Here is a 23,643-nt window from a genome sequence, read left to right on the forward strand (position 1 = left end):
TCTCCATGGGCAAGGTGAGAGCAATGGGCAAAGGGCCGCTTGCCGACGCAGGACATGCCTGGTGCGGTGAATCAGGACGAAAGGGGGAGGCGTTGCCTGAGCCTTCCGTGGCCTGCGCATGGCCCGGCAAGCCATGCGGTGCATGTCTGCAAGGTGCCTGACAGGTGCGGATGCGTGCACTGTCGTCAAGCGACTTGCTGAGTGCTGAACACAATATCTAGTGAGTTTTGCTTTGCGAGGCACAAGATAGTGTTGGCACGGCAATGATGCAAGTCATGAACTGATAAAAATATCTGTGGATAAGGTGTGGATTTGTTGTGCGTGGCGTGGGGATGGATGGCGCGAGCGCAGGGCTGCTGCGGCGTGTAGCAAGGGCCGCAAGGATGGCGAAAAAACTCCTGTGCAGGCGCCGCACCTGTCGTTGTGTGGCGTTGTTACAATGGCGCATTCCGCTCCTGGAGGAAGCAAGGCATGACCCATGCAGTACAGGCCGGTCGTATCCTGATTGTCGAGGATGACCTGCGCCTCGCCGAGTTGACCCGCGATTACCTGCAGGGTAATGGCCTGGACGTGGCCATCGAGGGCGATGGCGCGCGCGCGGTGCAGCGCATTCTTGCGGAACAGCCTGACCTGGTGGTGCTGGATCTCATGCTGCCTGGCGAGGATGGCCTGAGCATCTGCCGCAAGCTGCGCCCGGCCTATACGGGGGCGATTCTCATGCTGACCGCGCGAACCGATGACCTTGACCAGGTGCTGGGCCTGGAGCTGGGCGCCGATGACTATGTGTGCAAGCCGGTACGCCCGCGCGTGCTGCTGGCGCGCATTCGTGCCCTGTTGCGGCGTAGCGAGCAGCAGGGCGCCAGTCTCGACGTGTCTGGCGAGCCGCAGCGCCGCCTGCAGTTCGGTGCGCTGCAGATCGACCAAGGCATGCGGGAGGCTTGGCTGGCCGGGCAGAGTATCGAGCTGACCAGTGCCGAGTTCGATCTGCTCTGGCTGCTGGCGGCCAATGCCGGGCGCATCCTGTCGCGCGAGGAAATCTTCAACGCCCTGCGCGGTATCGAGTACGACGGCCAGGATCGCTCCATCGATGTGCGTATCTCGCGCATCCGCCCGAAGATCGGCGATGACCCCATGCATCCGCGGCTGATCAAGACCGTGCGCAGCAAGGGCTATCTGTTCGTGGCCGAGGCGCAATGAACTCGATCTTCCTGCGTGTCTACGGGGGGCTGCTGGCGGTACTGGTGCTGGTTGCGCTGCTGGGCTTTGCCACCTTGCAGCTGGTCAACCAGGTGCGCGTCGACAATTACCGGGAAAACCTCGCCAACGGCACCTTTCGCCTGATGGCCGACAACCTGCGTGAGCTGACCCCGGTGGAGCGGCGGCGTGCCCTGGCGCTTTGGTCGCGTCTGTTGGGTGTGCCCCTGCAATTGGAACGTATCGATCGGCTGACCCTCGATAACAGCCAGCGTAAGCAACTGCAGCGAGGGCGCGTGCTGGTCGAGCCCACCGGCGCGCATGGTGTGTTGATCCACAGCCTGTTGCCGACTGATGAGCGCCTGGTGCTGAGTGCCGATGTGCAGCAAATCAGCGAACAGCTGGCACGGGCCACCCTGTATCTGCTGATCGATGAATTGCGCCGGCATCCTGCCGAGGAGCAGCCGCAACGCCTGCGCCAGTTGCATGATGACAAGGGCTTTGGCTACGAGCTGCGCCTGGTCGAGTTGGCCGACCTGGATGTAGATGATGATCAGCGCCGGCGCATCGATGAAGGTGACACGGTGATGACCCTCAACAAGGGCGCCGATGGCATGCGCGTGCTGGCGGGTATCGTCGAGACGCCCTGGGTATTGGAAGCCGGGCCGATCTATCAGATGAATCCCTATCCCACCCATCTGTTGTTGCTGATTGGTGCGATTGGCCTGACCCTGATCGGGGTGATCACCTACCTGCTGGTGCGCCAGCTGGAGCGTCGTCTGCAGGGCCTGGCGGCGGCAGCCGCGCAGATTGCCAGTGGCCGCCTGGAGGCGCGGGTTGCTGCGGATGACAGCGATGCGGTGGGTCGCCTGGCCGGTGCCTTCAACGACATGGCCGAGCAGCTACAGCGCCTGCTGTCCATCCAGCGCGAGCTGGTGCGTGCGGTTTCCCATGAGCTACGTACACCTGTAGCGCGCTTGCGTTTCGGCCTGGAGATGATTGCCGACGCCAGCAATGATCAACAGCGACGCAGCTATCTGGATGGCATGGACGGTGATATTCAGGAGCTGGACAAGCTGGTTGACGAGATGCTGGTCTATGCGCGCCTGGAGCAGGGTACCCCGGCGTTGCATTTCAGTCGTTTGAACCTTCGCGAGCTGATCGAACAGGTGCTTGATGAGTTGGCACCACTGCGTGCCAGTGTCCACTTGCAGCTCGGCACCTGTGGCGACGCCCCCGAGCAGGGTGCCTGGGTCGAGGCGGAGCCGCGTTATCTGCGCCGCGCCCTGCAGAATCTGGTCAGCAATGCCATGCGCCATGCGGAAACCTGCGTGCAGGTGAGCTATCAGATTGGCCCACGGCGCTGCCGTATCGATGTGGAGGATGACGGTCCGGGTGTGCCGGAAAGCGACTGGCAGCGCCTGTTCACCCCGTTCATTCGCCTGGATGACAGCCGCACGCGGGCCTCCGGTGGCCACGGCCTGGGCCTGTCGATTGTCCGGCGGATTATCTATTGGCACGCTGGGCGCGCCCTGGTGGGCGCCAGCCAGGGGTTGGGCGGAGCGCGTTTCAGCCTGATCTGGCCACGTTGCCAGGCGGCTGAACAGACGCCGGACTGACCACCAGGGTGACCAGGCTGTCTTCCAGCGCCCAGTAATAACCTTGCAGCTCCCGCCCGTGCAGCCAGTCGTCGTGCAGGTCGCGCAGCAGGCGCAGGCGCAATTGACCATCAGCTGCCGCCACTAGCTCGGCGTCCTGAAAGAAGAACGACACGCCGCACAGCGGGTGCAGGGCCTTGTACAGACTTTCCTTGGCGGAAAAACTCAATGTGATCTGCCTGGCGCGGTGTTCGGGGTGTGCGGGCAGACGGCTGATTTCCGCCGGGGTAAGCAGTTGGCGCAGCAGGCGCTCGCTGCGCTGTGTCGATAGGCAGCGCTCCACATCAAGACCAATGGCTTGCCAGTGTGTTTGCCGGGCCGCCACGGCCAGTGCCCAGCCCTGGCCATGGCTGATGCTGGCAATCCTGCCGGTTGGCCAGGCGGGAGCGCCGCTGGCCTGTTGCGGGGCATCCCAGCCCGGGCAGCCCAGTGCGGCGAGTGCCGCGCGTGCGCAACAGCGTCCCGCCAGGTATTCCGCCTGGCGCTTGCTGGACGCCTGCGCCAGGCGCGTGGGTAGGTGGATTGCGCAGTCGGCGAAGTCCTGCAGTGGCAGGACCGGCGGATAGCGGCAGGCCTGCAGCGCCAGGCTGCCCAGTTCGGTCGGCAGGTGCCAGGGCAGAGGGCAGGGCAGGCAATGGGAAGGATAGGGCAGAGACATCGGTGGATTGTCACCTGTCGAGCGCGTATCGGCCAGTGCGTGGCTACTTACATTTCTTTGCAATCGGTCAACAAAGCGCAACGGACATACCCGGGTGGGTTTGCCATGCTGGATGGGCGTTTTTAGCAAACGCAGGTGAGGTTGAAGCGGCTGCGGCCGCTTTGCATTGCGGGAATCCAACGATGGATTCCCGTTTTTTTTGGCCTATTCGAGGGGCAGCAGCAGGCTGGCCAGCAATCCGCCTTGTGCATGGTTGCTCAGCACCAGGCTGCCGCCCAGGCGTTCCGCTGCTCGCCGGGCGATGGCCAGGCCCAGTCCGTGGCCCGTACTGCTTTGTCCAGGGGCGCGGAAGAACGGCTCGCCGAGACGTGCCAGGTGCTCTGCGGCCACTCCGGGACCATGGTCGCGGATATCCAGGCGACAGCAGTTACCCTGGCGCAGCAGGTGGATTTCCACCGGCTGCTGGGGTGGGTTGAAGCGCAGTGCATTGCGCAGCAGGTTGTCGATGGCTCGTTCGAGCATGTCCGGCCAACCCTGTACCTGCAGTGCCTGCAAATGCAGCTCAAGGTGTTGCTCGGGCCACTGCAGGCGGGCGTCATCGGCCAGCTTGTGCAGCAGGGCCGGCAGGTCGACGGCCTGCTTGCCGCCAGGCTCGGCATCCAGGCGGGCCAGGGTAAGAATCTCGCTGATCAGTGCTTCCAGGCGATTGCACTCCTGGTCGAGGCGCGGCCACAACGCGCGGCGCTGTGCTTCGTCGGCTCGCTCGGCAAGGGCCAGGGCAATCTTCAGGCGGGCCAGGGGTGAGCGCAGCTCATGGGATACATCGCGCAGCAGTTGGCGCTGGCTGGCGATCAGGCCCTGCAGGCGCTGGCCCATCTGGTTGAAGTCCTCGGCGAGCAAGCCGAACTCGTCACGCCGGGTCGCCAGCCGGGCCAGGCTTTGTTGCTGATAGGCGGTGCGCCCGAGGTCATGCACGGCGCCCCGCAAGCTCTGCAGCGGGCGGGTGATGGACAGGGTCAGGCGCAGGCTAAGCAGCGTCAGGACCAACAACGCCGCCAACAGCGCACCCAGCGGCAGAAGCAGGCTGCCGCGTTGCCATTCGTGCAGGCTGGAATGGGGAATCCGATAGATGAACAGGTAAGCGCTGCCAGTAGGGCTTTCGTATTGTTCGGTGAGGCGCCGCCAGGGGAGGCGGTGTGGCTTGGCACGTGCCTCGAAGGCGGCCGCGCGGGAAAACAGCGTGCCTTCGCTGAGCGGCTGGCCCTCTTCGTTGAGTACCTGGACGTCCAGTTGCTGGTGACGTTTGCGTTGTTCCAGCAGGCGCCTGGCCGCTGGGAAGTCACCCGCTTCGTAATAGGCTACCCAGCGCTCCGGGAGCTGTTTGAGTGCCGGATGGGTGGCGAGGATCAGCGCATCCTGATTCAGGGCGCGGCCGAGCAGCACGGAAAAACCGGCAACCAGAACGATTGCCAGCCAGAAACTGGCGAAAATGCGCCAGAACATGCTGCCCATGGATTACCTCGCGAAATACATGCTGCGCCCGGCGGGTGCCGGGCGCAGTCAGGGTTACTCAGCCTGGTTCTTTTGCGCTTTCCAGGCTTCGAACTCGGCACGCTCGGCGCGACGGGCTTCCATGGCCTTGAGGTGCTCGTCGAACTGGGCCTGCTGCTCAGGCTTGAGCTGGTCGCGGATGGCCTTGTGGTGCGCATCGCGCTTGGCCTGGAGTTCATCCTGCATGGCCTGCTTGTCGGCGGCCGGCAGTTTGTCGAGGTAGCGCTGGTGGATTTGCGCGGCGCTGCCCATCTGTTCGCGCATCAGTTGGTTGATCTGCTGGCGCTGCTCCTTGCTCAGGTCGAGCGCCTTGAACAGGCTGTGCGGGCCGGTGTGTTTCATGCCTTTGTGCATGCCCATTTCACACTGGCCGGCACGCCCCGGTTCGCCCATCGGCATGGCCTGTACGGCCAGCGGCAGGCTCAGGGCGAAAAGCGCGGCAATCATGGATTTTTTCATCGGGATATCTCCTTGAGTGGGCCGGCTGCTTGGCTGTGCCGGATGCCTGCAGTGTACGGCTGGCCGTGTGTGGTGGCGGTCAGGGCAAGGTAAAAGCTGTGTAAAGGACCGGTTCAGGGGGCGTAGTAGTAGCCGCGCCCACGCAGGCCGATGATGCGTGGCTGGCCGTTGGCATGCTGGCCCAGTTTGCGACGCAGGTTGCTGACGTGCATGTCCAGGCTGCGGTCGTAAAGGGTCAGGGGGCGACCCAGGGCGGCCTGGGCGAGGGTTTGCTTGTCCACCGGCTCGCCGGGCTGGCGCAGCAGGGTTTCCAGGATACGCCCCTCGGAGAGCGTCAGCGGGATCTCCTCACCGCGGATGCACGCCACGCCGCGCCCCGGGCTGTAGTCCAGATCATTCAGGCTGATCTGGCTGGGGCTGGCCGGCGCACCGCTACGCCGCAATACCGCACGCAGGCGGGCAGTCAGCTCGCGGGGGTCGCAAGGCTTGGCCAGGTAGTCGTCGGCCCCCAGTTCCAGGCCGAGAATGCGGTCGAGTGGCTCGCCGCGTGCCGAGAGCATCAGCACGGGTAGCTCAGGGTAGTGGCTGCGCAGTTGCTTGAGCAGCTCTAGACCACTGCCGTCAGGCAGCATGACATCGAGGATTACCGCTTCCGGGCTGTGCAGGGCGAGGTTTTCGCGGGCCTGCTGGCCATCATGGCAAGCGCGCACCTGGAAACCTTCCTGAGTGAGCCAGTGACTGAGCAGTTCACAAAGCTCGATGTCGTCATCGATCAGTAATACGTCATGCATGACAGTCAGTTCAGCCAGTGTTTGCTGCGTGAACGACTCAGCAGCAGGCGATTGAGCAACAGGGTCAGCAGTACCAGCGCGGCGCCCAGGGCAAACCAGCGTTGCTGCTCGTTGAGTAGTGCGGCGGGTTGTTGGCTTTGCAGGGTTTGCAGCTTGAGCTTGAGACGTTGGTTGTCCTGGCGCAGGCGTTGCAGTTGTACCTGTGCAGCATCCAGCTCATTGCGGGCTAGCTGCAGGGCTTTTTGCAGTTCGTCATGCTCGGCCTGGCCCACTTGCAGTTGCTGGCGAACGGCGACCAGCTGCTCTTGAAGCTGCGATTCAGCCAGGCTGCTCTGAGCCACCGTGGCAGGTAGGCTGAGTGGCTCGGCCTGTAGCTCAGGGGCGATCAACGACAGGCACAACAGCAGAGAACGAACTGGCGACATGGCAGCTCCGGGCGACTGGATAGTTGGCAGGCCTGGGCTTAGCCCTGGCTGGGGAAGACCTGTTTAAAAGGTTTTACCTGAACGGCGGCGTACACCCCGGCAGCCTGGTAGGGGTCGGCAGCTGCCCAGGCCTGGGCCTGCTCCAGCGAATCGAATTCGGCCACCACCAGGCTGCCGGTGAAACCGGCCTGGCCAGGGTCGTTGCTGTCGATGGCCGGGTGCGGCCCGGCGAGTACCAGCCGCCCCTGATCCTGCAGTGCCTGCAGGCGCTGCAGGTGGGCCGGGCGGGCTTCCAGGCGTTTGGCGAGGCTGGCAGGGTGGTCGGTGGCAATGATCGCGTACAACATGAGAGGGTCCTGAATAAAGGGGCTGGGGCGATAGTAAAAGCCAGGAACAGGCAATTGGCGCAGCCAGCGACTATTTGTCACGGCATAATAGTTGAAAGCGCCGTGCAAACGGCAATAGCCCGCAAGCCCGGAAATACCATGCCAATCGACATCGACCTGCACTGCCACAGTACCGCATCCGATGGTGCCCTGAGCCCGACTGCGCTGGTGCAGCATGCTCACGCACGGGGTGTGCGGGTGTTGGCGCTGACCGATCACGACACCTTGGAAGGGCTGCTTGAGGCCCGTCAGGCCGCCGCAGCGCTGGGCATGCAGCTGGTCAATGGGGTCGAGCTGTCCTGTACTTGGGGCGGGGCGACCATTCATGTGCTGGGCTACGACTTTGCCGAAGCGGCGCCGGCTCTGCAGCAGGCCCTTGGCGATGTGCATCGCGGGCGCTGGGCGCGGGCCGAGGAGATCGGCGAGCGCCTGGCGCAGAAGGGCATGCCGGGTGCCTTTGCCGGTGCGCGCGCGTTGCAGCAGGCGCTGGGGGATAGCGACAATGCTCCGGCACGCCCGCATTTTGCCGATTTTCTGGTACAGGCCGGGTATGTGCGTGACCGGGCCGAGGCGTTTCGCAAGTGGTTGGGGGCTGGCAAGCTGGGGGACGTCAAACAGCACTGGCCCAGTCTGCAACAGGCGGTTGCCTGTCTGCGCGCCGCCGGCGCCTGGGTGAGCTTGGCGCATCCAATGCACTACGAGATGACCCGCAGCAAGCGACGACGTCTGGTCAGCGAGTTCATCGCTGCCGGCGGCCAGGGCCTGGAAGTCAGCAATGGCCTGCAGCCTGCTGAACAGGTGGGTAGCCTGGCCATCCTGGCCCGTGAGTTCGGTTTGCTGGCCAGTGCCGGGAGCGACTTCCACGCGCAAACAGCCTGGTCAGAGCCCGGCTGGTATCGACCGTTGCCGGATGATTTGCCGCTGCTCAGCGATCGCTTCGCCTCGTTGCGGCAGGTCGCCTGACCCCCACAAGGCGCTGGGTCTGCCAGTGGCGGGCTGTGTACACTGTCAGGCATGGTGGTGCCTGCGGCGCCATGCGCCGGCACAAGGAGCATTACAGTGAGTCAGTTTTTCCAGATCCATGCGGAGAACCCCCAGCCACGCCTGGTCAAGCAGGCAGCGGAAATCATTCGTCAGGGCGGTGTGGTGATCTACCCGACCGACTCCTCCTACGCGCTGGGTTGCCAGATGGGCGACAAGGCCGCGTTGGAACGCATTCGCCGGCTACGCCAGCTGGATGACAAGCACAACTTCACCCTGGTATGCAGCGACCTTTCCCAGTTGGGGCTGTTTGCCAAAGTCGATACGGCGGCTTTCCGCCTGCTCAAGGCGCACACTCCCGGCCCCTATACCTTCATCCTGGCCGCCACGCGTGAAGTGCCGCGCATGTTGCTGCATGCCAAGCGGCGCACCATTGGCCTGCGCGTACCGGCCCATCCGATTGCGCTGGCGCTGGCCGAGGAGCTGGGCGAGCCGCTGATGAGCGTGAGCCTGGTGATGCCGGGAGATAGCTTGCCGCTGTCCGACCCTTACGAAATGCGTGACCGCCTGGAAAAGCAGGTTGACCTGATCATCGACGGTGGCTACGGCGGCCTGGAGGCGTCCACGGTGATCAACCTGGCGGATGGCCAGCCCGAAGTGCTGCGTGTGGGCTGTGGTGACCCGTCGCCCTTTGAGGAACTGCCGTGAGCGCACCGGAGCAGCTGGCCCTGGTGTACGGTCAGGCGGTGACCGAGTTACCGCAGGATCTGTATATCCCGCCGGATGCCCTGGAGGTGTTTCTCGAGGCTTTCGAGGGGCCGCTGGATCTGTTGCTGTACCTGATCCGCAAACAGAACATCGACATTCTCGATATCCCGGTGGCCGAGATCACCCATCAGTACATGAGCTATGTCGAGCTGATGAAAAGCGTACGCCTGGAGCTGGCCGCCGAATATCTGCTGATGGCGGCCATGCTGGCGGAGATCAAGTCGCGCATGTTGCTGCCACGTTCTGCCGAGGTCGAGGATGAGGAAGATGACCCGCGGGCCGAGCTGATCCGTCGCCTGCAGGAGTACGAACGCTTCAAGGCCGCTGCCGAAGGGCTTGATGAGCTACCGCGAGTGGGCCGCGAACTGCAGGTGCCACGTCTGGACGCGCCAGAGGCGCGCGCCCGCAAGCTGCTGCCGGAGGTGGCGCTGGAAGACGTGCTGCTGGCCATGGCCGAGGTGCTGCGACGTGCCGATATGTTCGAGAGCCACCAGATCACCCGGGAAACCCTGTCTACCCGCGAGCGTATGAGCGAGGTGCTGGAGCGCTTGCGTGGCGGCGCCTTCCTGCCCTTTGTTGCCCTGTTCAGCCCGGAAGAAGGGCGCCTGGGTGTGGTGGTGACCTTCATGGCCGTGCTGGAACTGGTCAAGGAAGCCTTGCTTGAACTGGTGCAGAATGAACCTTTTGCGCCCATCCATGTGCGCGCCCGCAGTCACTGATTTCCTCTACAGGTCCGAGTTTGCATGAACCCCGCCGATCCCAAACACCTGGCGCCCGTTCTCGAAGCCTTGTTGCTGGCCAGTGGCAAGCCGCTGTCGCTGGAGCGGCTGGCTGAACTCTTCGAGGAGCACGAGCGGCCCACCCCGGCCCAGCTCAAGAAGGCACTGGCCCTGCTGGATAAACGCTGTGCGGAGAGCGCCATGCAGCTGCGTGAAGTGGCCAGCGGCTATCGACTGCAGGTGCGTGCGGAGTATGCCAACTGGGTAGGCCGGCTCTGGGAAGAGCGTCCGCAGCGGTATTCGCGGGCGCTGCTGGAAACCCTTGCGCTGATTGCCTACCGGCAGCCCATTACGCGTGGTGAGATCGAGGACGTGCGCGGCGTGGCAGTCAATAGCCAGATCATCAAGACCCTGCTGGAACGTGAGTGGGTGCGTGTCGTCGGACATCGTGACGTGCCCGGCCGACCGGCCATGTTCGCCACCACGCGGGCTTTTCTGGATCACTTCAACCTGAAGAACCTTGATGAGTTGCCACCCCTGGCCGTGCTGCGTGACCTGGTCGGTGAGCCAGCAGTGCAAGACGAGGATGAGGTGCCGGCAGCCTTGCAGGCCCTGGCCGATGCCAGCCTGGATGAGGAAGCGCCGCAGCCCGCTGCGGCTCCTGTCGAGGAAACCAGTTTTCGCAGCCTGCTGGTCGAACTGGATCAGATGGAGCAGGGGCTCAAGACTGACTTCGACGATCTGCGTGACAGTCTTGAAGAACAGCCTGACCCTGTCTGAAGGCCGTCGGTCCCGGCAACGTGCGTTACGCCGGGCAAGTGCGTATGATGCGCCACCGCGTCGTGCAGCCTGCCGGCGCGGCGGATGACGCTTTGATACACCGGGAGGTGCCCAGCATGAACGAATCCAACGAAACAACCGTCAGCCCGGCGGGTGAAAAACTGCAAAAGGTCCTCGCCCGCATGGGTCTTGGTTCGCGTCGCGATATCGAGGCCTGGATCAGCGCCGGACGGGTCAAGGTGGATGGCCAGTTGGCCAGCCTGGGCCAGCGGGTTACCCGCCATAGCGCGATCAGTGTCGATGGTCGTCTGCTCAAGCGCGATGAAGGCAGCGAAGAAAGCCGCCGCGTGCTGATCTATAACAAGCCGGAAGGCGAAGTCTGCACCCGTGACGATCCGGAAGGTCGCCCTACGGTATTCGATCGCCTGCCGCGCCTGCGCCACGGCCGCTGGATCAACATCGGTCGCCTGGACATCAACACCACGGGCCTGCTGCTGTTCACCACCGATGGTGAGCTGGCCAACCGGCTGATGCACCCATCCTACGAGATGGACCGCGAATACGCCGTGCGCGTGCGTGGTGAAGTCGACGAGGAAATGCTCGAACGTCTGAAAACCGGGGTCATGCTCGAAGACGGTCCGGCGCGCTTCAGCGACATTCAGCAGGCACCGGGTGGTGAAGGCTTCAATCGCTGGTTCCATTGCGTGGTCATGGAAGGGCGCAACCGCGAGGTACGCCGCCTTTGGGAGTCCCAGGGACTGGTGGTCAGCCGACTCAAGCGTGTGCGTTTCGGGCCGGTGTTCCTGACTTCGGAATTGAGTGTTGGCCGTTGGCGTGAAATGAGTCAGCGTGAAGTGGACGTGCTCAGTGCTGAAGTCGGCCTGACTCCGGTAGCGCTGCCGGAACTCAAGGAAAAGCAGCGTGAGAAGCTGGTACGCCAGCAGCGCAAGCTGATCAAGCCGGTGGACAAGCGCGCCAAGTCACGTGCCGATTTCGACGACAACAAGCGTCCGGCGCGCAGTCCTGCAGCCTCCAAGCCGCAGGCCGGGCGCCCGGCACGCCAGGAAGCTGACAAACCCACGCGTGTCCGTACGCCGCGTCCGCCGCTGGATAGCGAGCCGGCAACCGCTCAGCGTCCGGCCGGTCGTCGTGCTCCGGCAGCCCAGGACGGTCAACGCCCTGGGTTTGGCCGCAAGCGCTAACAGGCCCGGCTCACTGCGCCTGCTCTGAGCGAAGGCTCATTGCAGGCGCAGGTTGGGCATCTGCGCGAACTGCTGCATTTGTCGTATGTAGAAAGCGATGCTGCGTTCGGCATCGACCCGGGTGTAGAACGGACCTTCGAGGGTGCCTTCGCGGGTAGCGAAAAAATACTCGCCATTCACCGAGCAAAGCCGGTCACTGCGATAGTGGGCGCTGGGCGTGGAGTCTAGTGCGCGCTTGCCGTACATCTGCCAATCCTCCTGACGGGTTTTCGACAGTTTCAGAATAATCCGTCGAATAAGCGCCGCACGTACAGCCGACCAAAGGTCAGCCAGTACAGTTGTCTCGGACAAAGTGCTGAAACTGTCTCTGTGGTCAGTCTCACGCAACCTCTAGAATGCCGCTTTGCAAGCGTCGATCCAGGTCCTGCCTGCGCTTGCCTGACAAGGCGAATACCTCATGCATACATCCTCCGGTCGCTGGCTCTATGGTCTGTTGCTGTCGCTATTGACCGCGTTGCTGTGGGGCATCCTGCCGATCAAGTTGAAAACCGTACTGCAGGTCATGGACCCGGTCACCGTGACCTGGTATCGCCTGCTGGTAGCGGGGTTGTTACTGCTGGCCTGGTTGGCGGCGCGGCGCCAGCTGCCGGCCTTCAGCCGTTTGGGGCGTAACGGTCGCTGGCTGGTGGTATTGGCCATAGCCGGGTTGACCAGCAACTACGTGCTCTATCTGGTTGGCTTGAACATGCTCAGTCCCGGCACTACGCAGCTGGTCATCCAGGTGGCCCCCATCCTGCTGTTGCTGGGCAGTTTGTGGGTGTTCAAGGAAAGCTTCAGTCTCCTGCAGGGGGTGGGCTTGCTGGTGTTGTTGCTGGGCTTTGCACTGTTCTTCAACCAGCGTCTGGATGACTTGTTCGGCGGCCTGGGGCAGTACAGCCTGGGTGTGCTCACGGTGCTGCTGGCGGCTTTGCTGTGGGCGTTCTATGGACTGGCCCAGAAACAGTTGCTGACCCGTTGGAATTCCGTGCAGATCATGATGGTCATCTACCTGGCCTGCGCCGCGCTGCTTACGCCCTGGGCGCATCCCTGGCAGGCGTTGCAGCTCAGCCCGCTGCAGGGCTGGTTGTTGCTGGCTTGCTGCCTGAATACCCTGGTGGCCTATGGCGCTTTTGCCGAAGCACTGGCGCACTGGGAGGCGTCACGGGTCAGCGCCGCGCTGGCGGTGACGCCATTGGTGACCTTCGCTGCGGTGGCCGCTGCCGCTGCGCTGTGGCCGGAGCGAGTGCCGGCAGAAGATGCCAACCTGTTGGCCTACCTGGGCGCCTTGCTGGTGGTGCTGGGGTCGGCGGCTACCGCACTGGCACCGAGCCTGGTGCGTAGCTATCGCGGGCGACGGCAACGCCGCCAGGCGCTCTCGGCGACTTGAGCCGGGGCGGTGATGGGCGCAGAATGCAGGGCCTTTATCGCCCAGCGGAACGCCTGATGAAACCCTTTGCTACCTGTTTTGTTGCCTTGGGCCTGACCCTTTGCAGCGCCCTGGCGCAGGCCGATGTTGCGCAGCATGCCGCCGATGCCGAACGCTTTCTCAAGCTGGCGCGTGCCGATCGACTGACCCTGCCGGTGTACGCCCAGGTGCAGCAAATGTTCGCCCAGCGCTTTGCCGAGGCTGGCGCGCCGGCTGAGCAGCAGGCACTTCTGGAGCGCTACCAGGCCCAGGCCAATGCCGAGCTGGACCGGGTAATCGGCTGGGAGCAGCTCAAGGGTGAGCTGATCGCTGTGTATACCGATACTTTCAGCGAGGAGGAGTTGCGCCAGCTGCTGGCCTTCTACCAATCGCCAGTAGGCCAGAAAGTGCTGCAGAACATGCCGCAACTGACGGCCGAGTCGGCGCGCCTGACCCAGCAGCGCCTGGAAGCGGCGGTTCCCAAGGTCAATCAGCTGCTGAGTGAGCTTGGCAGCGAACTGGATAAGCGGAAGAAACCCTGATGATGAACAAGCAAGCCCAGATCGAAGCGCAACTCAGCGCGCAGCTCCAGCCAGAATGGCTACAGGTGCTGGATGAGAGCCACATGCACAGCCGTGGCCGCGAGACCCATTACAAAGTCATCATGGTCAGCCCCCGATTTGCTGGTTTGAGCAAGGTGCGTCGTCACCAGTTGGTGTACGCGGCGCTCGGTGAGCTGATGGGGCAGATCCATGCCCTGGCGATTCATCCCTACACCGCCGAGGAATGGCAGGCCGAAGGCCAACAGGCGCCTTTGTCGCCCAAATGCAGCGGTGGCAGTAAGCACGCCTGACGGGGCCCTGCACCTTCTTCTTGCTGATCCGTGGGGATGACTGCCCGATGTCGGATGCTCGCCTTATCTACGTAATGGACCCGTTGTGCTCCTGGTGCTGGGGCTTTGCCCCGGTACTTGGGGCGCTGGTTGAACAGGCCGCCACCCTTGGCGTGGGGGTGGAGTTGCGGGTCGGTGGCCTGCGGCGTGAGCAAGCCAGCCTGACCCCGGCCCAGCGGGTGCGCATTCTCGGCTACTGGCAAGCAGTAAATGCTGCCAGCGGGCAGCTCTTCGACTTCCAGCGAGGCCTGCCGCCCGGTTTCGTCTACGACACCGAGCCGGCCTGTCGTGCCCTGCTCACTGCGAGACGGCTCGATGAGCGGCGAGTCTGGGCCTTGTTGCAGGCAATTCAACAGGCTTTCTACCAGCAGGGCGAGGATCTGACCCAGACACGCGTGCTGCTGGCGCTGGCCGAGCAGGTCGGTTTCTCGCGGCGGGCCTTTGCCGAACATTTCGACAGCCCGGCACTGCACCAGGCGACCGAGGCGGATTTCGCCTGGGTGCGTGACCTGGGCATCAGTGGCTTTCCGACCTTGCTGGGTGCCGGTGCCTCCGGCTATGCCCTGCTGACCAATGGCTACCAGCCGCTTGAACAATTGCAGCCGCTGTTGCAGCGCTGGCTGGCACATGGTGCCGTGCATGCCTGAGCAGATCGACTGGCAACAGATCCGCCAGCTGGCGCTGCGCCACCGCAAGGCCTTGTGGCTGGCCAACCTGACCGCCGTGCTGGCCACCCTGTGCAGCGTGCCGATTCCTTTGCTGTTGCCGCTGCTGGTCGATGAGGTCCTGCTGGGGGAGGGGGATGCCGCGCTGCGCCTGATGGATCACCTGCTGCCGGATGCCTGGCAGCAGGCTGCCGGCTATATCGGCTTGATGCTCCTGCTGACCTTGCTGATGCGCAGCATGGCCTTGCTGCTCAATGTATTGCAGGCGCGCCTGTTTGCCCGACTGTCCAAGGATGTGGTGTATCGTCTGCGCCTGCGCCTGATCGAGCGGCTCAAGCGGATTTCCCTGGGCGAATATGAAAACCTCGGTGGCGGCACCGTGAGTGCTCACCTGGTCACCGACCTGGACACCCTGGACAAGTTTGTCGGCGAGACGCTCAGTCGCTTCCTGGTGGCGGTGCTGACCTTGCTGGGTACCTCGCTGATCCTACTGTGGATGCATTGGCAGCTGGCGGTACTGATCCTGTTGTTCAACCCGCTGGTGATCTACGCCACGGTGCAACTGGGCAAGCGGGTCAAGCATCTGAAGAAGCTGGAAAACGACAGCACCGCGCGCTTCACCCAGGCCTTGACCGAGACGCTGGAGGCTATTCAGGAAATCCGTGCGGGGAACCGCCAGGGCTTTTTCCTCGGTCGCCTAGGCCAGCGCGCCCGTGAGGTACGCGACCGGGCCGTGGCCTCGCAATGGAAAAGCGATGCCTCGGGGCGTGCCAGCGGCCTGTTGTTTCAATTCGGTATTGACCTGTTCCGCGCCGCCGCCATGCTGACCGTGCTGTTGTCCGACCTGTCGATCGGACAGATGCTCGCGGTATTCAGCTACCTGTGGTTCATGATCGGTCCTGTCGAACAACTGCTGGGCTTGCAGTACGCCTATTACGGTGCGGGTGCTGCGCTGCAGCGCATCAACGAGCTGTTGGCGCGGGCCGACGAACCGGCCTATGTGGGGCGCCATGATCCCTTCGCCGGTCAGCAGAGCGTGTCCATTGAAGTCAGCGGGCTGCGCTTTGCCTACCGCGACGAGCCCGTGCTGGATGGTTTGAGCCTGCACATTGCGGCCGGCGAGAAGGTGGCCCTGGTGGGCGCTTCAGGCGGCGGTAAAAGTACCCTGGTGCAGCTGTTGCTGGGGCTTTATCAGGCGCAGGACGGGCGGATCGCTTACGGTGGCGTGGCTATCGAGGAGATTGGCCTGGAGCAGGTGCGTGATGCCGTGGCCGTGGTGCTCCAGCATCCGGCACTGTTCAACGACACGGTGCGGGCCAACCTGTGCATGGGGCGCGAACGCTCCGATCAACAATGCTGGCAGGCCCTGCAGATTGCCCAGTTGCGTGAGACCATTGCCGCCTTGCCGGATGGCCTGGACAGCATCGTGGGACGGGCCGGCGTGCGGCTTTCTGGCGGGCAACGCCAGCGCCTGGCGATTGCCCGCATGGTGTTGGCCGATCCCAAGGTGGTGATTCTCGACGAGGCCACATCAGCACTGGATGCCGCTACCGAGTATGCCCTGCACCAGGCACTCGACAGCTTCCTGGCTGGTCGCACCACACTGATCATTGCCCATCGGCTGTCGGCGGTTAAACAGGCTGACCGGGTCCTGGTGTTCGATGGCGGGCGGATTGCCGAACAGGGTGAGCACCAGGCCCTGATCGCCGAAGGCGGACTGTATGCCAAGCTGTATGGCCACCTGCAGCATTAACAGCCCGTTGTACATCGACTGAGCTTTGCAACGATTTCGGCTAATTCAGCCACAGGCCGAGGTTTGGCAGTACCAGTAGCATCAGTACCACGGTCAGTATCAGGCTGGCCTGGCGCCATTTGGCGTCGCTAGGCTTTGCAGGGTGTTTGAACATGACGGCGTGCCTTGTTGTTCTTGTGAGTGGAGGCGCACACAGCTCGTCGAGCACCGTCCCGGTAGATCCCGGGCAGCACCGGGAGTCCTTGTTCTGTTCACCCTAGATGGCTTGCTGTGAACGGGTTAGAACGCTTTGCCACAAGACATTGCCGGCTTGTAATGGCTGGCTATTCCGCTGAGCTCTAGGCGTCGCTGTAGTAGGCACGGCAGAGCCTTTGGCCGGTTTTTTAGGCTATGTCCAGGCCGGTTGACCATTCGTCTGAGCCGAGCGGTCAATCGGCCTGAGCATTTCGGTCATTGAGTGGGCTTGCCGTGCGCGTAAGGTAGGGAACCACGCAACCGCCTGCCGGTGTGCTCCAAGAACAACGTCAAGACGAGAGAACGCCATGACCGAAGCTTATATTTTCGATGCCGTGCGCACGCCGCGCGGCAAGGGCAAGAAGGACGGCGCGCTGTACAGCGTCAAGCCGGTCGATCTGCTGGCCGGACTGCTCAAGGCCCTGGAGAAGCGCAACGCGCTGGATACCAGCCAGGTCGACGATATCGTTCTCGGCTGCGTGACCCCGGTGGGCGACCAGGGTGCCGATATCGCCAAGACCGCCGCGCTGGTGGCTGACTGGGATGAAACCGTGTCGGGCGTGCAGCTCAACCGTTTCTGCGCCTCGGGTCTGGAGGCAGTGAACCTCGGCGCCATGAAGGTGCGTTCGGGCTTCGAGGACCTGGTGGTGGTCGGCGGCGTGGAATCCATGTCGCGCATCCCCATGGGCTCCGATGGTGGCGCCTGGGCGATGGACCCGGCGACCAACATGCACACCAATTTCGTGCCACAGGGCGTGGGCGCGGATCTGATCGCCACCCTCGAAGGCTTCTCGCGCCAAGACGTCGACGGCTTTGCCCTGCGCTCGCAGCAGAAGGCCGCCCGCGCCAGCGCCGATGGTTCCTTCCAGAAATCCCTGGTGCCGGTGCTGGATCAGAACGGCATCGTCATCCTCGACCGCGACGAATTTATCCGTGGTGACAGCACGCTGGAGGGCTTGGGCAAGCTCAAGCCCAGCTTCGAGATGATGGGGCAGATGGGCTTCGACGCCACGGCCCTGCGCAAGTACTCCCACGTTGAGTGCATCAACCACGTGCACACGCCGGGCAACAGCTCGGGCATCGTCGATGGTGCGGCGCTGATGCTGATCGGCTCCGAAGCCAAGGGCAAGGAGCTGGGTCTGAAACCCCGTGCGCGCATCGTCGCCACCGCCGTCACCAGTACCGACCCGACCATCATGCTCACCGGCCCGGCGCCGGCCACGCGCAAGGCGCTGGCCAAGGCCGGGCTGTCGGTGGAAGACATTGACCTGTTCGAGGTCAACGAAGCGTTTGCCTCCGTCGTCATGAAGTTCATGAAGGACATGGGCGTGAGTGAGGACAAGGTCAACGTCAACGGCGGCTCCATCGCCATGGGCCACCCGCTGGGCGCCACCGGTTGCGCCATCCTCGGCACCCTGCTCGACGAGCTGGAGAAGCGCGAGCTGCGCTACGGCCTGGCCACGCTGTGTGTCGGCGGCGGTATGGGCATCGCGACGATCATTGAAAGAGTTTGAGGCGGAGAGAAGAAAAATGACTGACGCCATCCGTTACGAAAAGGGCCAGGACAATATCGTCGTCCTGACCATGGACATGCCAGGCCAGAGCGCCAACACCATGAACGCGGTGTACCGCGAGGCCATGGGCAAGATTGTCGAGCGCCTGGAAGCCGAGAAGGATTCCATCGCCGGGGTCATCCTCACCTCCGCCAAGAAGACCTTCTTCGCCGGCGGCGACCTGAACGAGCTGATCAAGGTCACCAAGGCCGATGCCAAGCCGTTCTACGAGATGATCCTCAACATCAAGGGCCAGCTGCGCCGCCTGGAAACCCTGGGCAAGCCGGTGGTGGCCGCGATCAATGGCGCGGCCCTCGGCGGCGGCTGGGAAATCGCCCTGGCCTGCCACCACCGCATCGCTCTGAACGATGCGAGCATCCAGATCGGCCTGCCAGAAGTGACCCTCGGTCTGCTGCCGGGCGGTGGCGGCGTGGTGCGCATGGTGCGCCTCCTCGGTCTGGAGAAGGCCCTGCCGTACCTGGCCGAAGGCAAGAAGGTACGCCCGGACGCCGCGCTCAAGGCCGGCCTGATCCATGATCTGGCCGATAACGCCGACGAGATGCTGACCAAGGCCCGCGCCTGGATTGCCGCGAACCCCGCTGCCGTGCAGCCGTGGGACGTGAAGGGCTACAAGATTCCCGGCGGCACCCCGAGCACCCCGGCTGTGGCACAGATGCTGGCCATCGCCCCGAGCGTGCTGCGCGACAAGACCAAGGGCTGCTTTCCGGCGCCGGAGAAGATCATGTGCGCCGCCGTGGAAGGCGCGCAGGTGGACTTCGACACCGCGCAGCTGATCGAAGCGCGCTACTTCACCGAGCTGACCACCGGCCAGGTCGCCAAGAACATGATTGGCACCTTCTGGTTCCAGTTGAACGACATCAACGCCGGTAGTTCGCGCCCGCAGGGTTATCCCAAGTACCAGACCAAGAAGGTCGGCGTGCTCGGTGCCGGCATGATGGGCGCCGGTATCGCCTATGTGTCGGCCGCGGCCGGCATCGAGGTGGTGCTCAAGGACGTGTCCGTCGAAGCGGCGGAGAAGGGCAAGAGCTACTCGGCCAAGCTGCTGGATAAAAAGGTCAGCAAGGGCCATATGACGGCGGAGAAGCGCGACGCCTTCCTGGCCCGCATCAAGGCGACCGACAGCGAAGCCGACTTCGAGGGTTGCGACCTGATCATCGAAGCGGTGTTCGAGGACCGTAACCTCAAGGCCAAGGTCACTGCCGCCGCCGAGCGCGCCGCGCTGGCCGATGCCGTGATTGCTTCCAATACCTCGACCCTGCCAATCACCGGTCTGGCGACTGCCGTGGCCAAGCCAGAGAAATTCATCGGTCTGCACTTCTTCAGCCCGGTCGACAAGATGCCGCTGGTGGAAATCATCAAGGGCGAGAAGACCAGCGATGAGACCCTGGCGCGCGGCTTCGACTACGTGCTGCAGATCAAGAAGACCCCGATCGTCGTCAACGACAGCCGCGGCTTCTTCACCTCCCGCGTGTTCGGCACCTTCACCAACGAAGGTATCGCCATGCTCGGCGAGGGCGTGAGCGCGGCGATGATCGAAAACGAAGCGCGCAAGGCCGGCATGCCGGTGGGCCCGCTGGCGATCAGCGACGAAGTGTCGATGAGCCTGATGGATCACATTCGCAGGCAGACCGTGGCTGACCTCGCCGCCGAAGGCAAGGCCATCCCCGAGCACCCGGCCTTCGCCGTGATCGACCTGATGCTGCAGGAGTACAAGCGTCCGGGCAAAGCCGCCGGCGGTGGCTTCTACGACTACCCGGCCGGTGGCAAGAAGCACCTGTGGCCGGAGCTCAAGGCGCGCTTCGAGAAAGCCGATGCGCAGATCTCCCAGGAGGACGTGCGTGACCGCATCCTGTTTATCCAGGCGATTGAAACGGTGAGATGCGTCGAAGAGGGCGTTTTGCTGTCGACCGCCGATGCCAATATCGGCTCGATCTTCGGCATCGGCTTTGCCGCGTGGACCGGTGGGGCGCTGCAGTTCATCAACCAGTATGGGGTGAAGGACTTCGTCGCCCGCGCCCAGTACCTGGCCGAGCAGTACGGCGAGCGCTTCCTGCCGCCTGCTCTGTTACTCGACAAAGCGGCGCGCAACGAGCTGTTCTGATCCGGGGAGCCGCCGACCTTGCCGGTCGGCGGTTACCGGTCGTGGTCTTCCTGCTGCAGGCAGCGTAATTCATCCCGCCATGGCTTGGGCAGTTCATGCCAGGCCAGCAACTGGCATTGCTGGCTGTCCGGGTCATAGAGAATGGCTGCCTCGGCCTTTGCCAACGCCTGGCGTACCCGTGCCACGCGTACCGGCAAGGGCGTTTCGTCACCGTGATCGGTGCCGTCACGGGTGACAAAATCCTCAATCAGGCGCGTCAGGGTGTCGTCAGCCAGTTGGTGATGGGGAATCAGCATGGTGTGGCTCGCTGCAAGGCCGGCGCGGGCATCAGGTGTACTTGGTAAAGATGGCCCGTACCTGTGCCAGGGTTGCTGTGCTGTCCAGTTCAGGGTTGAGCACGGCTTCCTCAAGCAGGCAGGCAAGCATCTGCTGATAAGCCTTGTCCAGCGCCTTGCGGGAGGCGGCGAACTGTTGTGCGATGGCCTCGCAGTTGTCACCGCGGCGGATCATCGCCTGAATGCCACGAATCTGCCCTTCGATGCGCGCCAGGCGTTTGAGCATGGCGTCCTGATGGGCGGCGGCAATATTGTCGGTCATGGGGTGTTCTCCACGGTTCGGCGCAGGCTGAAGGCGCCACGCAATTCACCCGCCTGGAAGCCGCGGGCCTGGTCGTCGGGGTAACGCTGGTCGATCAGGGTGGCTAGTTCTGCCTTGATTTCGCTGCCGTGGCAGGCCAGGCAGGGTTCACCGGTCGGGATGGCTTTCATGAAGCGAAACTCGCCATCCAGGGTAGTGCTTGCGGTCATTTGGCTGAGGTCTTCGCCCGCCGCTGCCCGTTGCTGGAAGTCCAGCAGGGTTTGTAACTCCCAGGCGTCAGGGCGATTCGCCGGATTACGCACGCGCAGCGCTGTGCGAGCGACCTGCCAGCCCTGCTGGCTGTGCTCTGCGGCGATGCGTGGCGCCAGGGTCTGGCATGCCTGCACGGCCTGTGCCGGACCACCCTGTTCTACGGCCTGTTTGACGGTGGCTAGCAGTTGCTGTTGAAACGCCGGGATCAACTGCGCGGCCTGCTGCGCAAGGTGGCTATCGTCAGTGGTGGGCTGGGCCAGCGTCAGGCTGGGCAGGGCGGCAAGCAATAGGGCTAAACGCATCGGCTTATCTCCGTCTCAGGATACTGCCGTGAGTATGTTTGCATTGCTACTTCCTGGCAATCGGCAATGGCCAGGCGCGGCATCACGACTGTCCCCTGATCAGTTTGCGCAGCATGAAACGGTTGGGGTGACAGGCTTCGGCGACGGCGCGTGGCACGGGCAGCGGTTCCTGGTTGATCCAGCCCGCCAATAGTTCGCCAGCCATGGGGGCACTGAGCAGTCCTCGCGAACCATGAGCAGTGCTCAGGTACAACCCCTCCAGCCAGGGGCAGGGTGCATCCGGTTGCAGACGTGCATCACGTGCCAGTGCTTGGTAAGTCTGCTTGAAGCTATCGCTAGCAGCCAGCGGGCCGACCAGTGGCAGGTAATCGGGACTGGTGCAGCGGAATCCGGCGCGGCCGTCCAGGTGGCGGACGTCCAGCTCATCCAGGCAAAGGCGTTCGGCCAGGTCAGGCGAGGTTTCCTGCAGCTGGCGCAGGTTGTCTTGATGTTCTTCTGGGCTCAGGGCCAGGTTTTCGCTGTGGAACCTGAAGCTGGCGCCCAGGGTGTGCACGTCTCCCATGGGCGGAGCCACATAGCCTTCAGCGCAGACCACCGTACGCAGAGCACGACTGGCCGGGGTGACGGGGACGCAGGTTACCTGGCCGCGAATTCGTTTGAGTGGCAGCTCGGCCTCGGGTAGCAGACGGTCGGCTTCGGCTGAGCTGGCCAGTACCAGTACCGGTGCGCTGGCCAGGACGTCGTTGCCTTGCCAGGCTTGCCACTGGCCATCGACGCGTTGCAGTCGACTGACTTCGCAGCCCAGGCGGACACGGATATTCGGGTGTTCAGCCAGTTGCCGGCACAGGCTGGGGGGATTGGCCCAGCCGGCTTGCGGATAGAACAGCCCACCCCAGGGCAGGGCCACGCCGGCCAGCGTCTCGGCTTCTGTCTGGCTGACCGGGTGCAGCAGGTCAGCAGGAAAAGCCTTGGCCAATTGCGCCTGGCGCTCGCGCTCCTTGTCGTCGTAGGCCAGTTGCAGCAACCCGCAGGCTGACCAAGTGGTGCCCTCGGGAAGCTGCTGAAGCAGCCGACGGCTGTAGCCGAAGGCGCTGAGAATGTAGCGGGAGAGCGGCGTGTGATGCGCCGACAGCTTCATGTACAACATGCCCTGCGGGTTGCCGGAGGTTTCTCCGGCGAGCTGGTCGCGGCGTTCCAGTATCGTTACTTGCCAGCCGCGCCGGGCCAGGCTGGCTGCTGCCGAACAACCCGCCAAACCGGCACCGATGACCAGCGCCTGACGCTGCTCGCCAGACTGCGGTGGCCGTGCATACCAGGGCGCATGGGGATTTTGTGCCGGCCCACGGTAGTGGCCCGCGAGCATTTCGCGCTTGTGTCCGAAGCCCTTGACGCGGGCCACCGAGAAGCCGGCTTCCTGCAGTCCGCGCCGCACGAAGCCAGCGCTGGTGAAGGTGGCCAGTGTCGCGTCAGGTGCCGACAGACGGGCCAGTTCGGCGAACAGTTCGGCGCTCCACATTTGCGGATTCTTGGCTGGAGCAAAGCCGTCGAGGAACCAGGCATCCACCTGGGCATCCAGTTCGCGCAGGCTGTCCAGCGCATCGCCCAGCAGCAGGGTCAGGATGACTCGGCCCTTGGCTAGATGCAGGCGCTGGAAGCCGGGGTGAATGGCAATGTAATGGTTGAGCAGCTCGCTGCTGTAGTCAGCCAGTTCCGGCCAGAGCGCCAGGGCGCGACGCAAGTCATCCCGGCGCAGCGGGTATTTTTCCGTGCTGATGAAATGCAGTTGGCAGCCGTTAGGTGCATGCTGTTCGAACAATTGCCAGGCACACAGCAGATTCAGCCCGGTACCGAAACCGGTTTCGCCGATGATCAGATGACTGCCGGGACTGAGTTGGGCAAAGCGCTCTGCCAGTTGGTTGTGTTGCAGGAATACATGGCGGGTTTCTTCCAGGCCGCTGGCTCGGGAGAAGTACACATCATCGAATTCGCTGGATAACGGCTGGCCTTGTTCATCCCAGTCGAGTCTGGCGCACTGAAAATCTGACATCACTGACCTATGAAACAGCAGGCGTCGCGAAACTGGACGCCAATTGAAAGAGTGGCAAGGATGCCCATGCTGCCGATAAATCGCCACCGTGACATTGACCACAGGCAAGTTGCCTGACGAGCAGTTGCAGTGCCAAGCCAGGCGAAACGTGTAGAATGCCGTCTGTCTCGTGCCCTGTGCACGACTGTGTCTCTTTGTTCGGCCGTGCGG

Annotated in this window: 25 protein-coding genes; 14 read left to right on the forward strand and 11 right to left on the reverse strand. The window is 63.4% G+C overall.

Features of this window, described 5'->3' with window-relative positions; translation table 11 throughout:
• Window positions 1–471 precede the first annotated feature (471 nt).
• Window positions 472–1,197 carry a winged helix-turn-helix domain-containing protein gene (locus CFY91_RS12890; protein WP_093986785.1) on the forward strand — a complete coding sequence of 242 codons (726 nt, stop codon included), beginning with the start codon at window positions 472–474 and terminating at the stop codon, window positions 1,195–1,197.
• Entirely contained in the window at window positions 1,194–2,813 is a 1,620-nt protein-coding gene (locus CFY91_RS12895; protein ID WP_093986786.1) for an ATP-binding protein, read from the forward strand. Before CFY91_RS12890 ends, CFY91_RS12895 begins: the two co-directional genes overlap by 4 nt.
• On the opposite strand, the gene CFY91_RS12900 is transcribed toward CFY91_RS12895, so the two are convergent.
• From CFY91_RS12900 to CFY91_RS12925, 6 genes are all read right to left on the reverse strand, one after another.
• Complete coding sequence (locus CFY91_RS12900; protein WP_093986787.1) at window positions 2,764–3,510, reverse strand: 4'-phosphopantetheinyl transferase family protein; 747 nt, start codon at window positions 3,508–3,510, stop codon at window positions 2,764–2,766. The two genes, CFY91_RS12895 and CFY91_RS12900, sit on opposite strands and share 50 nt — an antisense overlap.
• A 204-nt stretch (window positions 3,511–3,714) precedes the next feature.
• Entirely contained in the window at window positions 3,715–5,022 is a 1,308-nt protein-coding gene (locus tag CFY91_RS12905) for a sensor histidine kinase (protein WP_093986788.1), read from the reverse strand.
• A 54-nt stretch (window positions 5,023–5,076) separates the two neighbouring features.
• Window positions 5,077–5,520, reverse strand: a complete 444-nt coding sequence (locus tag CFY91_RS12910; protein ID WP_093986789.1) for a Spy/CpxP family protein refolding chaperone — start codon at window positions 5,518–5,520, stop codon at window positions 5,077–5,079.
• A gap of 113 nt (window positions 5,521–5,633) precedes the next feature.
• Window positions 5,634–6,311 carry a response regulator transcription factor gene (locus CFY91_RS12915; RefSeq protein ID WP_093986790.1) on the reverse strand — a complete coding sequence of 226 codons (678 nt, stop codon included), beginning with the start codon at window positions 6,309–6,311 and terminating at the stop codon, window positions 5,634–5,636.
• Between the two features lie 5 nt (window positions 6,312–6,316).
• On the reverse strand, window positions 6,317–6,736 hold the full coding sequence (locus CFY91_RS12920; RefSeq protein ID WP_093986791.1) for a hypothetical protein: 420 nt from the start codon (window positions 6,734–6,736) through the stop codon (window positions 6,317–6,319).
• 38 nt (window positions 6,737–6,774) lie between these two features.
• The gene (locus CFY91_RS12925; protein ID WP_093986792.1) at window positions 6,775–7,083 is read right to left on the reverse strand and encodes a YciI family protein; all 309 of its coding nucleotides are present in this window, start codon (window positions 7,081–7,083) and stop codon (window positions 6,775–6,777) included.
• 144 nt (window positions 7,084–7,227) lie between these two features.
• On the opposite strand from CFY91_RS12925, the gene CFY91_RS12930 reads away from it, so the two are divergent.
• The 5 genes from CFY91_RS12930 to rluB all read left to right on the forward strand — a co-directional run bounded on the left by CFY91_RS12930 (window position 7,228) and on the right by rluB (window position 11,572).
• The gene (locus tag CFY91_RS12930; protein ID WP_093986926.1) at window positions 7,228–8,085 is read left to right on the forward strand and encodes a PHP domain-containing protein; all 858 of its coding nucleotides are present in this window, start codon (window positions 7,228–7,230) and stop codon (window positions 8,083–8,085) included.
• A gap of 96 nt (window positions 8,086–8,181) precedes the next feature.
• Window positions 8,182–8,811 carry an L-threonylcarbamoyladenylate synthase gene (locus CFY91_RS12935; RefSeq protein ID WP_093986793.1) on the forward strand — a complete coding sequence of 210 codons (630 nt, stop codon included), beginning with the start codon at window positions 8,182–8,184 and terminating at the stop codon, window positions 8,809–8,811.
• A gap of 80 nt (window positions 8,812–8,891) precedes the next feature.
• Window positions 8,892–9,590, forward strand: a complete 699-nt coding sequence (locus tag CFY91_RS12940; RefSeq protein WP_165765329.1) for a segregation and condensation protein A — start codon at window positions 8,892–8,894, stop codon at window positions 9,588–9,590.
• A 24-nt stretch (window positions 9,591–9,614) separates the two neighbouring features.
• A complete protein-coding gene (scpB, locus tag CFY91_RS12945) occupies window positions 9,615–10,370 on the forward strand; it encodes an SMC-Scp complex subunit ScpB (protein ID WP_093986795.1) in 756 nt (251 codons plus the stop codon).
• A 116-nt stretch (window positions 10,371–10,486) separates the two neighbouring features.
• Window positions 10,487–11,572: a 23S rRNA pseudouridine(2605) synthase RluB gene (gene rluB / locus CFY91_RS12950; RefSeq protein WP_093986927.1), complete on the forward strand. Its 1,086-nt coding sequence runs from the start codon at window positions 10,487–10,489 to the stop codon at window positions 11,570–11,572.
• A gap of 36 nt (window positions 11,573–11,608) precedes the next feature.
• On the opposite strand, the gene CFY91_RS12955 is transcribed toward rluB, so the two are convergent.
• Window positions 11,609–11,818, reverse strand: a complete 210-nt coding sequence (locus CFY91_RS12955; RefSeq protein WP_093986796.1) for a DUF6316 family protein — start codon at window positions 11,816–11,818, stop codon at window positions 11,609–11,611.
• A gap of 211 nt (window positions 11,819–12,029) precedes the next feature.
• Between CFY91_RS12955 and CFY91_RS12960 the strand changes: the two genes are divergently transcribed.
• The 7 genes from CFY91_RS12960 to CFY91_RS12990 all read left to right on the forward strand — a co-directional run bounded on the left by CFY91_RS12960 (window position 12,030) and on the right by CFY91_RS12990 (window position 20,235).
• Window positions 12,030–12,998 carry a DMT family transporter gene (locus CFY91_RS12960; protein ID WP_093986797.1) on the forward strand — a complete coding sequence of 323 codons (969 nt, stop codon included), beginning with the start codon at window positions 12,030–12,032 and terminating at the stop codon, window positions 12,996–12,998.
• A gap of 56 nt (window positions 12,999–13,054) precedes the next feature.
• Window positions 13,055–13,558 (forward strand): DUF2059 domain-containing protein, encoded by a 504-nt coding sequence (locus tag CFY91_RS12965; RefSeq protein ID WP_093986928.1) that lies wholly within the window; start codon window positions 13,055–13,057, stop codon window positions 13,556–13,558.
• Between the two features lie 2 nt (window positions 13,559–13,560).
• Window positions 13,561–13,869 carry a BolA family protein gene (locus tag CFY91_RS12970; RefSeq protein ID WP_093986929.1) on the forward strand — a complete coding sequence of 103 codons (309 nt, stop codon included), beginning with the start codon at window positions 13,561–13,563 and terminating at the stop codon, window positions 13,867–13,869.
• 47 nt (window positions 13,870–13,916) lie between these two features.
• Entirely contained in the window at window positions 13,917–14,555 is a 639-nt protein-coding gene (locus CFY91_RS12975; RefSeq protein ID WP_093986798.1) for a DsbA family protein, read from the forward strand.
• Window positions 14,548–16,326 carry an ABC transporter ATP-binding protein gene (locus CFY91_RS12980; protein WP_093986799.1) on the forward strand — a complete coding sequence of 593 codons (1,779 nt, stop codon included), beginning with the start codon at window positions 14,548–14,550 and terminating at the stop codon, window positions 16,324–16,326. The genes CFY91_RS12975 and CFY91_RS12980 overlap by 8 nt, the downstream gene beginning before the upstream one ends.
• 542 nt (window positions 16,327–16,868) lie before the next feature.
• On the forward strand, window positions 16,869–18,074 hold the full coding sequence (locus CFY91_RS12985; protein ID WP_093986800.1) for an acetyl-CoA C-acetyltransferase: 1,206 nt from the start codon (window positions 16,869–16,871) through the stop codon (window positions 18,072–18,074).
• Between the two features lie 16 nt (window positions 18,075–18,090).
• Window positions 18,091–20,235, forward strand: coding sequence for a 3-hydroxyacyl-CoA dehydrogenase NAD-binding domain-containing protein (locus CFY91_RS12990; protein WP_093986801.1), 2,145 nt, complete (start codon window positions 18,091–18,093; stop codon window positions 20,233–20,235).
• A 32-nt stretch (window positions 20,236–20,267) separates the two neighbouring features.
• Here the strand turns inward: CFY91_RS12990 and CFY91_RS12995 are convergent, their stop codons facing one another.
• The 4 genes from CFY91_RS12995 to mnmC form a co-directional block, all read right to left on the reverse strand.
• The gene (locus CFY91_RS12995; RefSeq protein ID WP_093986802.1) at window positions 20,268–20,531 is read right to left on the reverse strand and encodes a YheU family protein; all 264 of its coding nucleotides are present in this window, start codon (window positions 20,529–20,531) and stop codon (window positions 20,268–20,270) included.
• 31 nt (window positions 20,532–20,562) lie between these two features.
• The gene (locus CFY91_RS13000; RefSeq protein WP_093986803.1) at window positions 20,563–20,832 is read right to left on the reverse strand and encodes a metal-sensing transcriptional repressor; all 270 of its coding nucleotides are present in this window, start codon (window positions 20,830–20,832) and stop codon (window positions 20,563–20,565) included.
• Complete coding sequence (locus CFY91_RS13005) at window positions 20,829–21,386, reverse strand: Tll0287-like domain-containing protein (protein WP_093986804.1); 558 nt, start codon at window positions 21,384–21,386, stop codon at window positions 20,829–20,831. The genes CFY91_RS13000 and CFY91_RS13005 overlap by 4 nt, the downstream gene beginning before the upstream one ends.
• A gap of 82 nt (window positions 21,387–21,468) precedes the next feature.
• A complete protein-coding gene (gene mnmC / locus CFY91_RS13010) occupies window positions 21,469–23,433 on the reverse strand; it encodes a bifunctional tRNA (5-methylaminomethyl-2-thiouridine)(34)-methyltransferase MnmC2/FAD-dependent 5-carboxymethylaminomethyl-2-thiouridine(34) oxidoreductase MnmC1 (RefSeq protein WP_093986805.1) in 1,965 nt (654 codons plus the stop codon).
• Window positions 23,434–23,643 lie beyond the last annotated feature (210 nt).

Origin of the sequence: Pseudomonas fluvialis, assembly GCF_002234375.1 — a bacterium.
Classification (GTDB): Bacteria; Pseudomonadota; Gammaproteobacteria; order Pseudomonadales; family Pseudomonadaceae; genus Aquipseudomonas; species Aquipseudomonas fluvialis.

What these genes read in the sequence shown, in the direction of transcription:
- CFY91_RS12925 (WP_093986792.1), bottom strand. Translation starts at nt 7,083, where the DNA reads ATGTTGTACGCGATCATTGCCACCGACCACCCTGCCAGCCTCGCCAAA.
- CFY91_RS12975 (WP_093986798.1), top strand. Translation starts at nt 13,917, where the DNA reads ATGTCGGATGCTCGCCTTATCTACGTAATGGACCCGTTGTGCTCCTGG.
- CFY91_RS12900 (WP_093986787.1), bottom strand. Translation starts at nt 3,510, where the DNA reads ATGTCTCTGCCCTATCCTTCCCATTGCCTGCCCTGCCCTCTGCCCTGG.
- CFY91_RS12955 (WP_093986796.1), bottom strand. Translation starts at nt 11,818, where the DNA reads ATGTACGGCAAGCGCGCACTAGACTCCACGCCCAGCGCCCACTATCGC.
- CFY91_RS12995 (WP_093986802.1), bottom strand. Translation starts at nt 20,531, where the DNA reads ATGCTGATTCCCCATCACCAACTGGCTGACGACACCCTGACGCGCCTG.
- CFY91_RS12920 (WP_093986791.1), bottom strand. Translation starts at nt 6,736, where the DNA reads ATGTCGCCAGTTCGTTCTCTGCTGTTGTGCCTGTCGTTGATCGCCCCT.
- CFY91_RS12890 (WP_093986785.1), top strand. Translation starts at nt 472, where the DNA reads ATGACCCATGCAGTACAGGCCGGTCGTATCCTGATTGTCGAGGATGAC.
- scpB (WP_093986795.1), top strand. Translation starts at nt 9,615, where the DNA reads ATGAACCCCGCCGATCCCAAACACCTGGCGCCCGTTCTCGAAGCCTTG.
- CFY91_RS12970 (WP_093986929.1), top strand. Translation starts at nt 13,561, where the DNA reads ATGAACAAGCAAGCCCAGATCGAAGCGCAACTCAGCGCGCAGCTCCAG.
- mnmC (WP_093986805.1), bottom strand. Translation starts at nt 23,433, where the DNA reads ATGTCAGATTTTCAGTGCGCCAGACTCGACTGGGATGAACAAGGCCAG.
- CFY91_RS12905 (WP_093986788.1), bottom strand. Translation starts at nt 5,022, where the DNA reads ATGGGCAGCATGTTCTGGCGCATTTTCGCCAGTTTCTGGCTGGCAATC.
- CFY91_RS12960 (WP_093986797.1), top strand. Translation starts at nt 12,030, where the DNA reads ATGCATACATCCTCCGGTCGCTGGCTCTATGGTCTGTTGCTGTCGCTA.
- CFY91_RS12990 (WP_093986801.1), top strand. Translation starts at nt 18,091, where the DNA reads ATGACTGACGCCATCCGTTACGAAAAGGGCCAGGACAATATCGTCGTC.
- CFY91_RS12895 (WP_093986786.1), top strand. Translation starts at nt 1,194, where the DNA reads ATGAACTCGATCTTCCTGCGTGTCTACGGGGGGCTGCTGGCGGTACTG.
- CFY91_RS12915 (WP_093986790.1), bottom strand. Translation starts at nt 6,311, where the DNA reads ATGCATGACGTATTACTGATCGATGACGACATCGAGCTTTGTGAACTG.
- CFY91_RS12965 (WP_093986928.1), top strand. Translation starts at nt 13,055, where the DNA reads ATGAAACCCTTTGCTACCTGTTTTGTTGCCTTGGGCCTGACCCTTTGC.
- CFY91_RS13005 (WP_093986804.1), bottom strand. Translation starts at nt 21,386, where the DNA reads ATGCGTTTAGCCCTATTGCTTGCCGCCCTGCCCAGCCTGACGCTGGCC.
- CFY91_RS12985 (WP_093986800.1), top strand. Translation starts at nt 16,869, where the DNA reads ATGACCGAAGCTTATATTTTCGATGCCGTGCGCACGCCGCGCGGCAAG.
- CFY91_RS12980 (WP_093986799.1), top strand. Translation starts at nt 14,548, where the DNA reads ATGCCTGAGCAGATCGACTGGCAACAGATCCGCCAGCTGGCGCTGCGC.
- CFY91_RS13000 (WP_093986803.1), bottom strand. Translation starts at nt 20,832, where the DNA reads ATGACCGACAATATTGCCGCCGCCCATCAGGACGCCATGCTCAAACGC.
- CFY91_RS12910 (WP_093986789.1), bottom strand. Translation starts at nt 5,520, where the DNA reads ATGAAAAAATCCATGATTGCCGCGCTTTTCGCCCTGAGCCTGCCGCTG.
- rluB (WP_093986927.1), top strand. Translation starts at nt 10,487, where the DNA reads ATGAACGAATCCAACGAAACAACCGTCAGCCCGGCGGGTGAAAAACTG.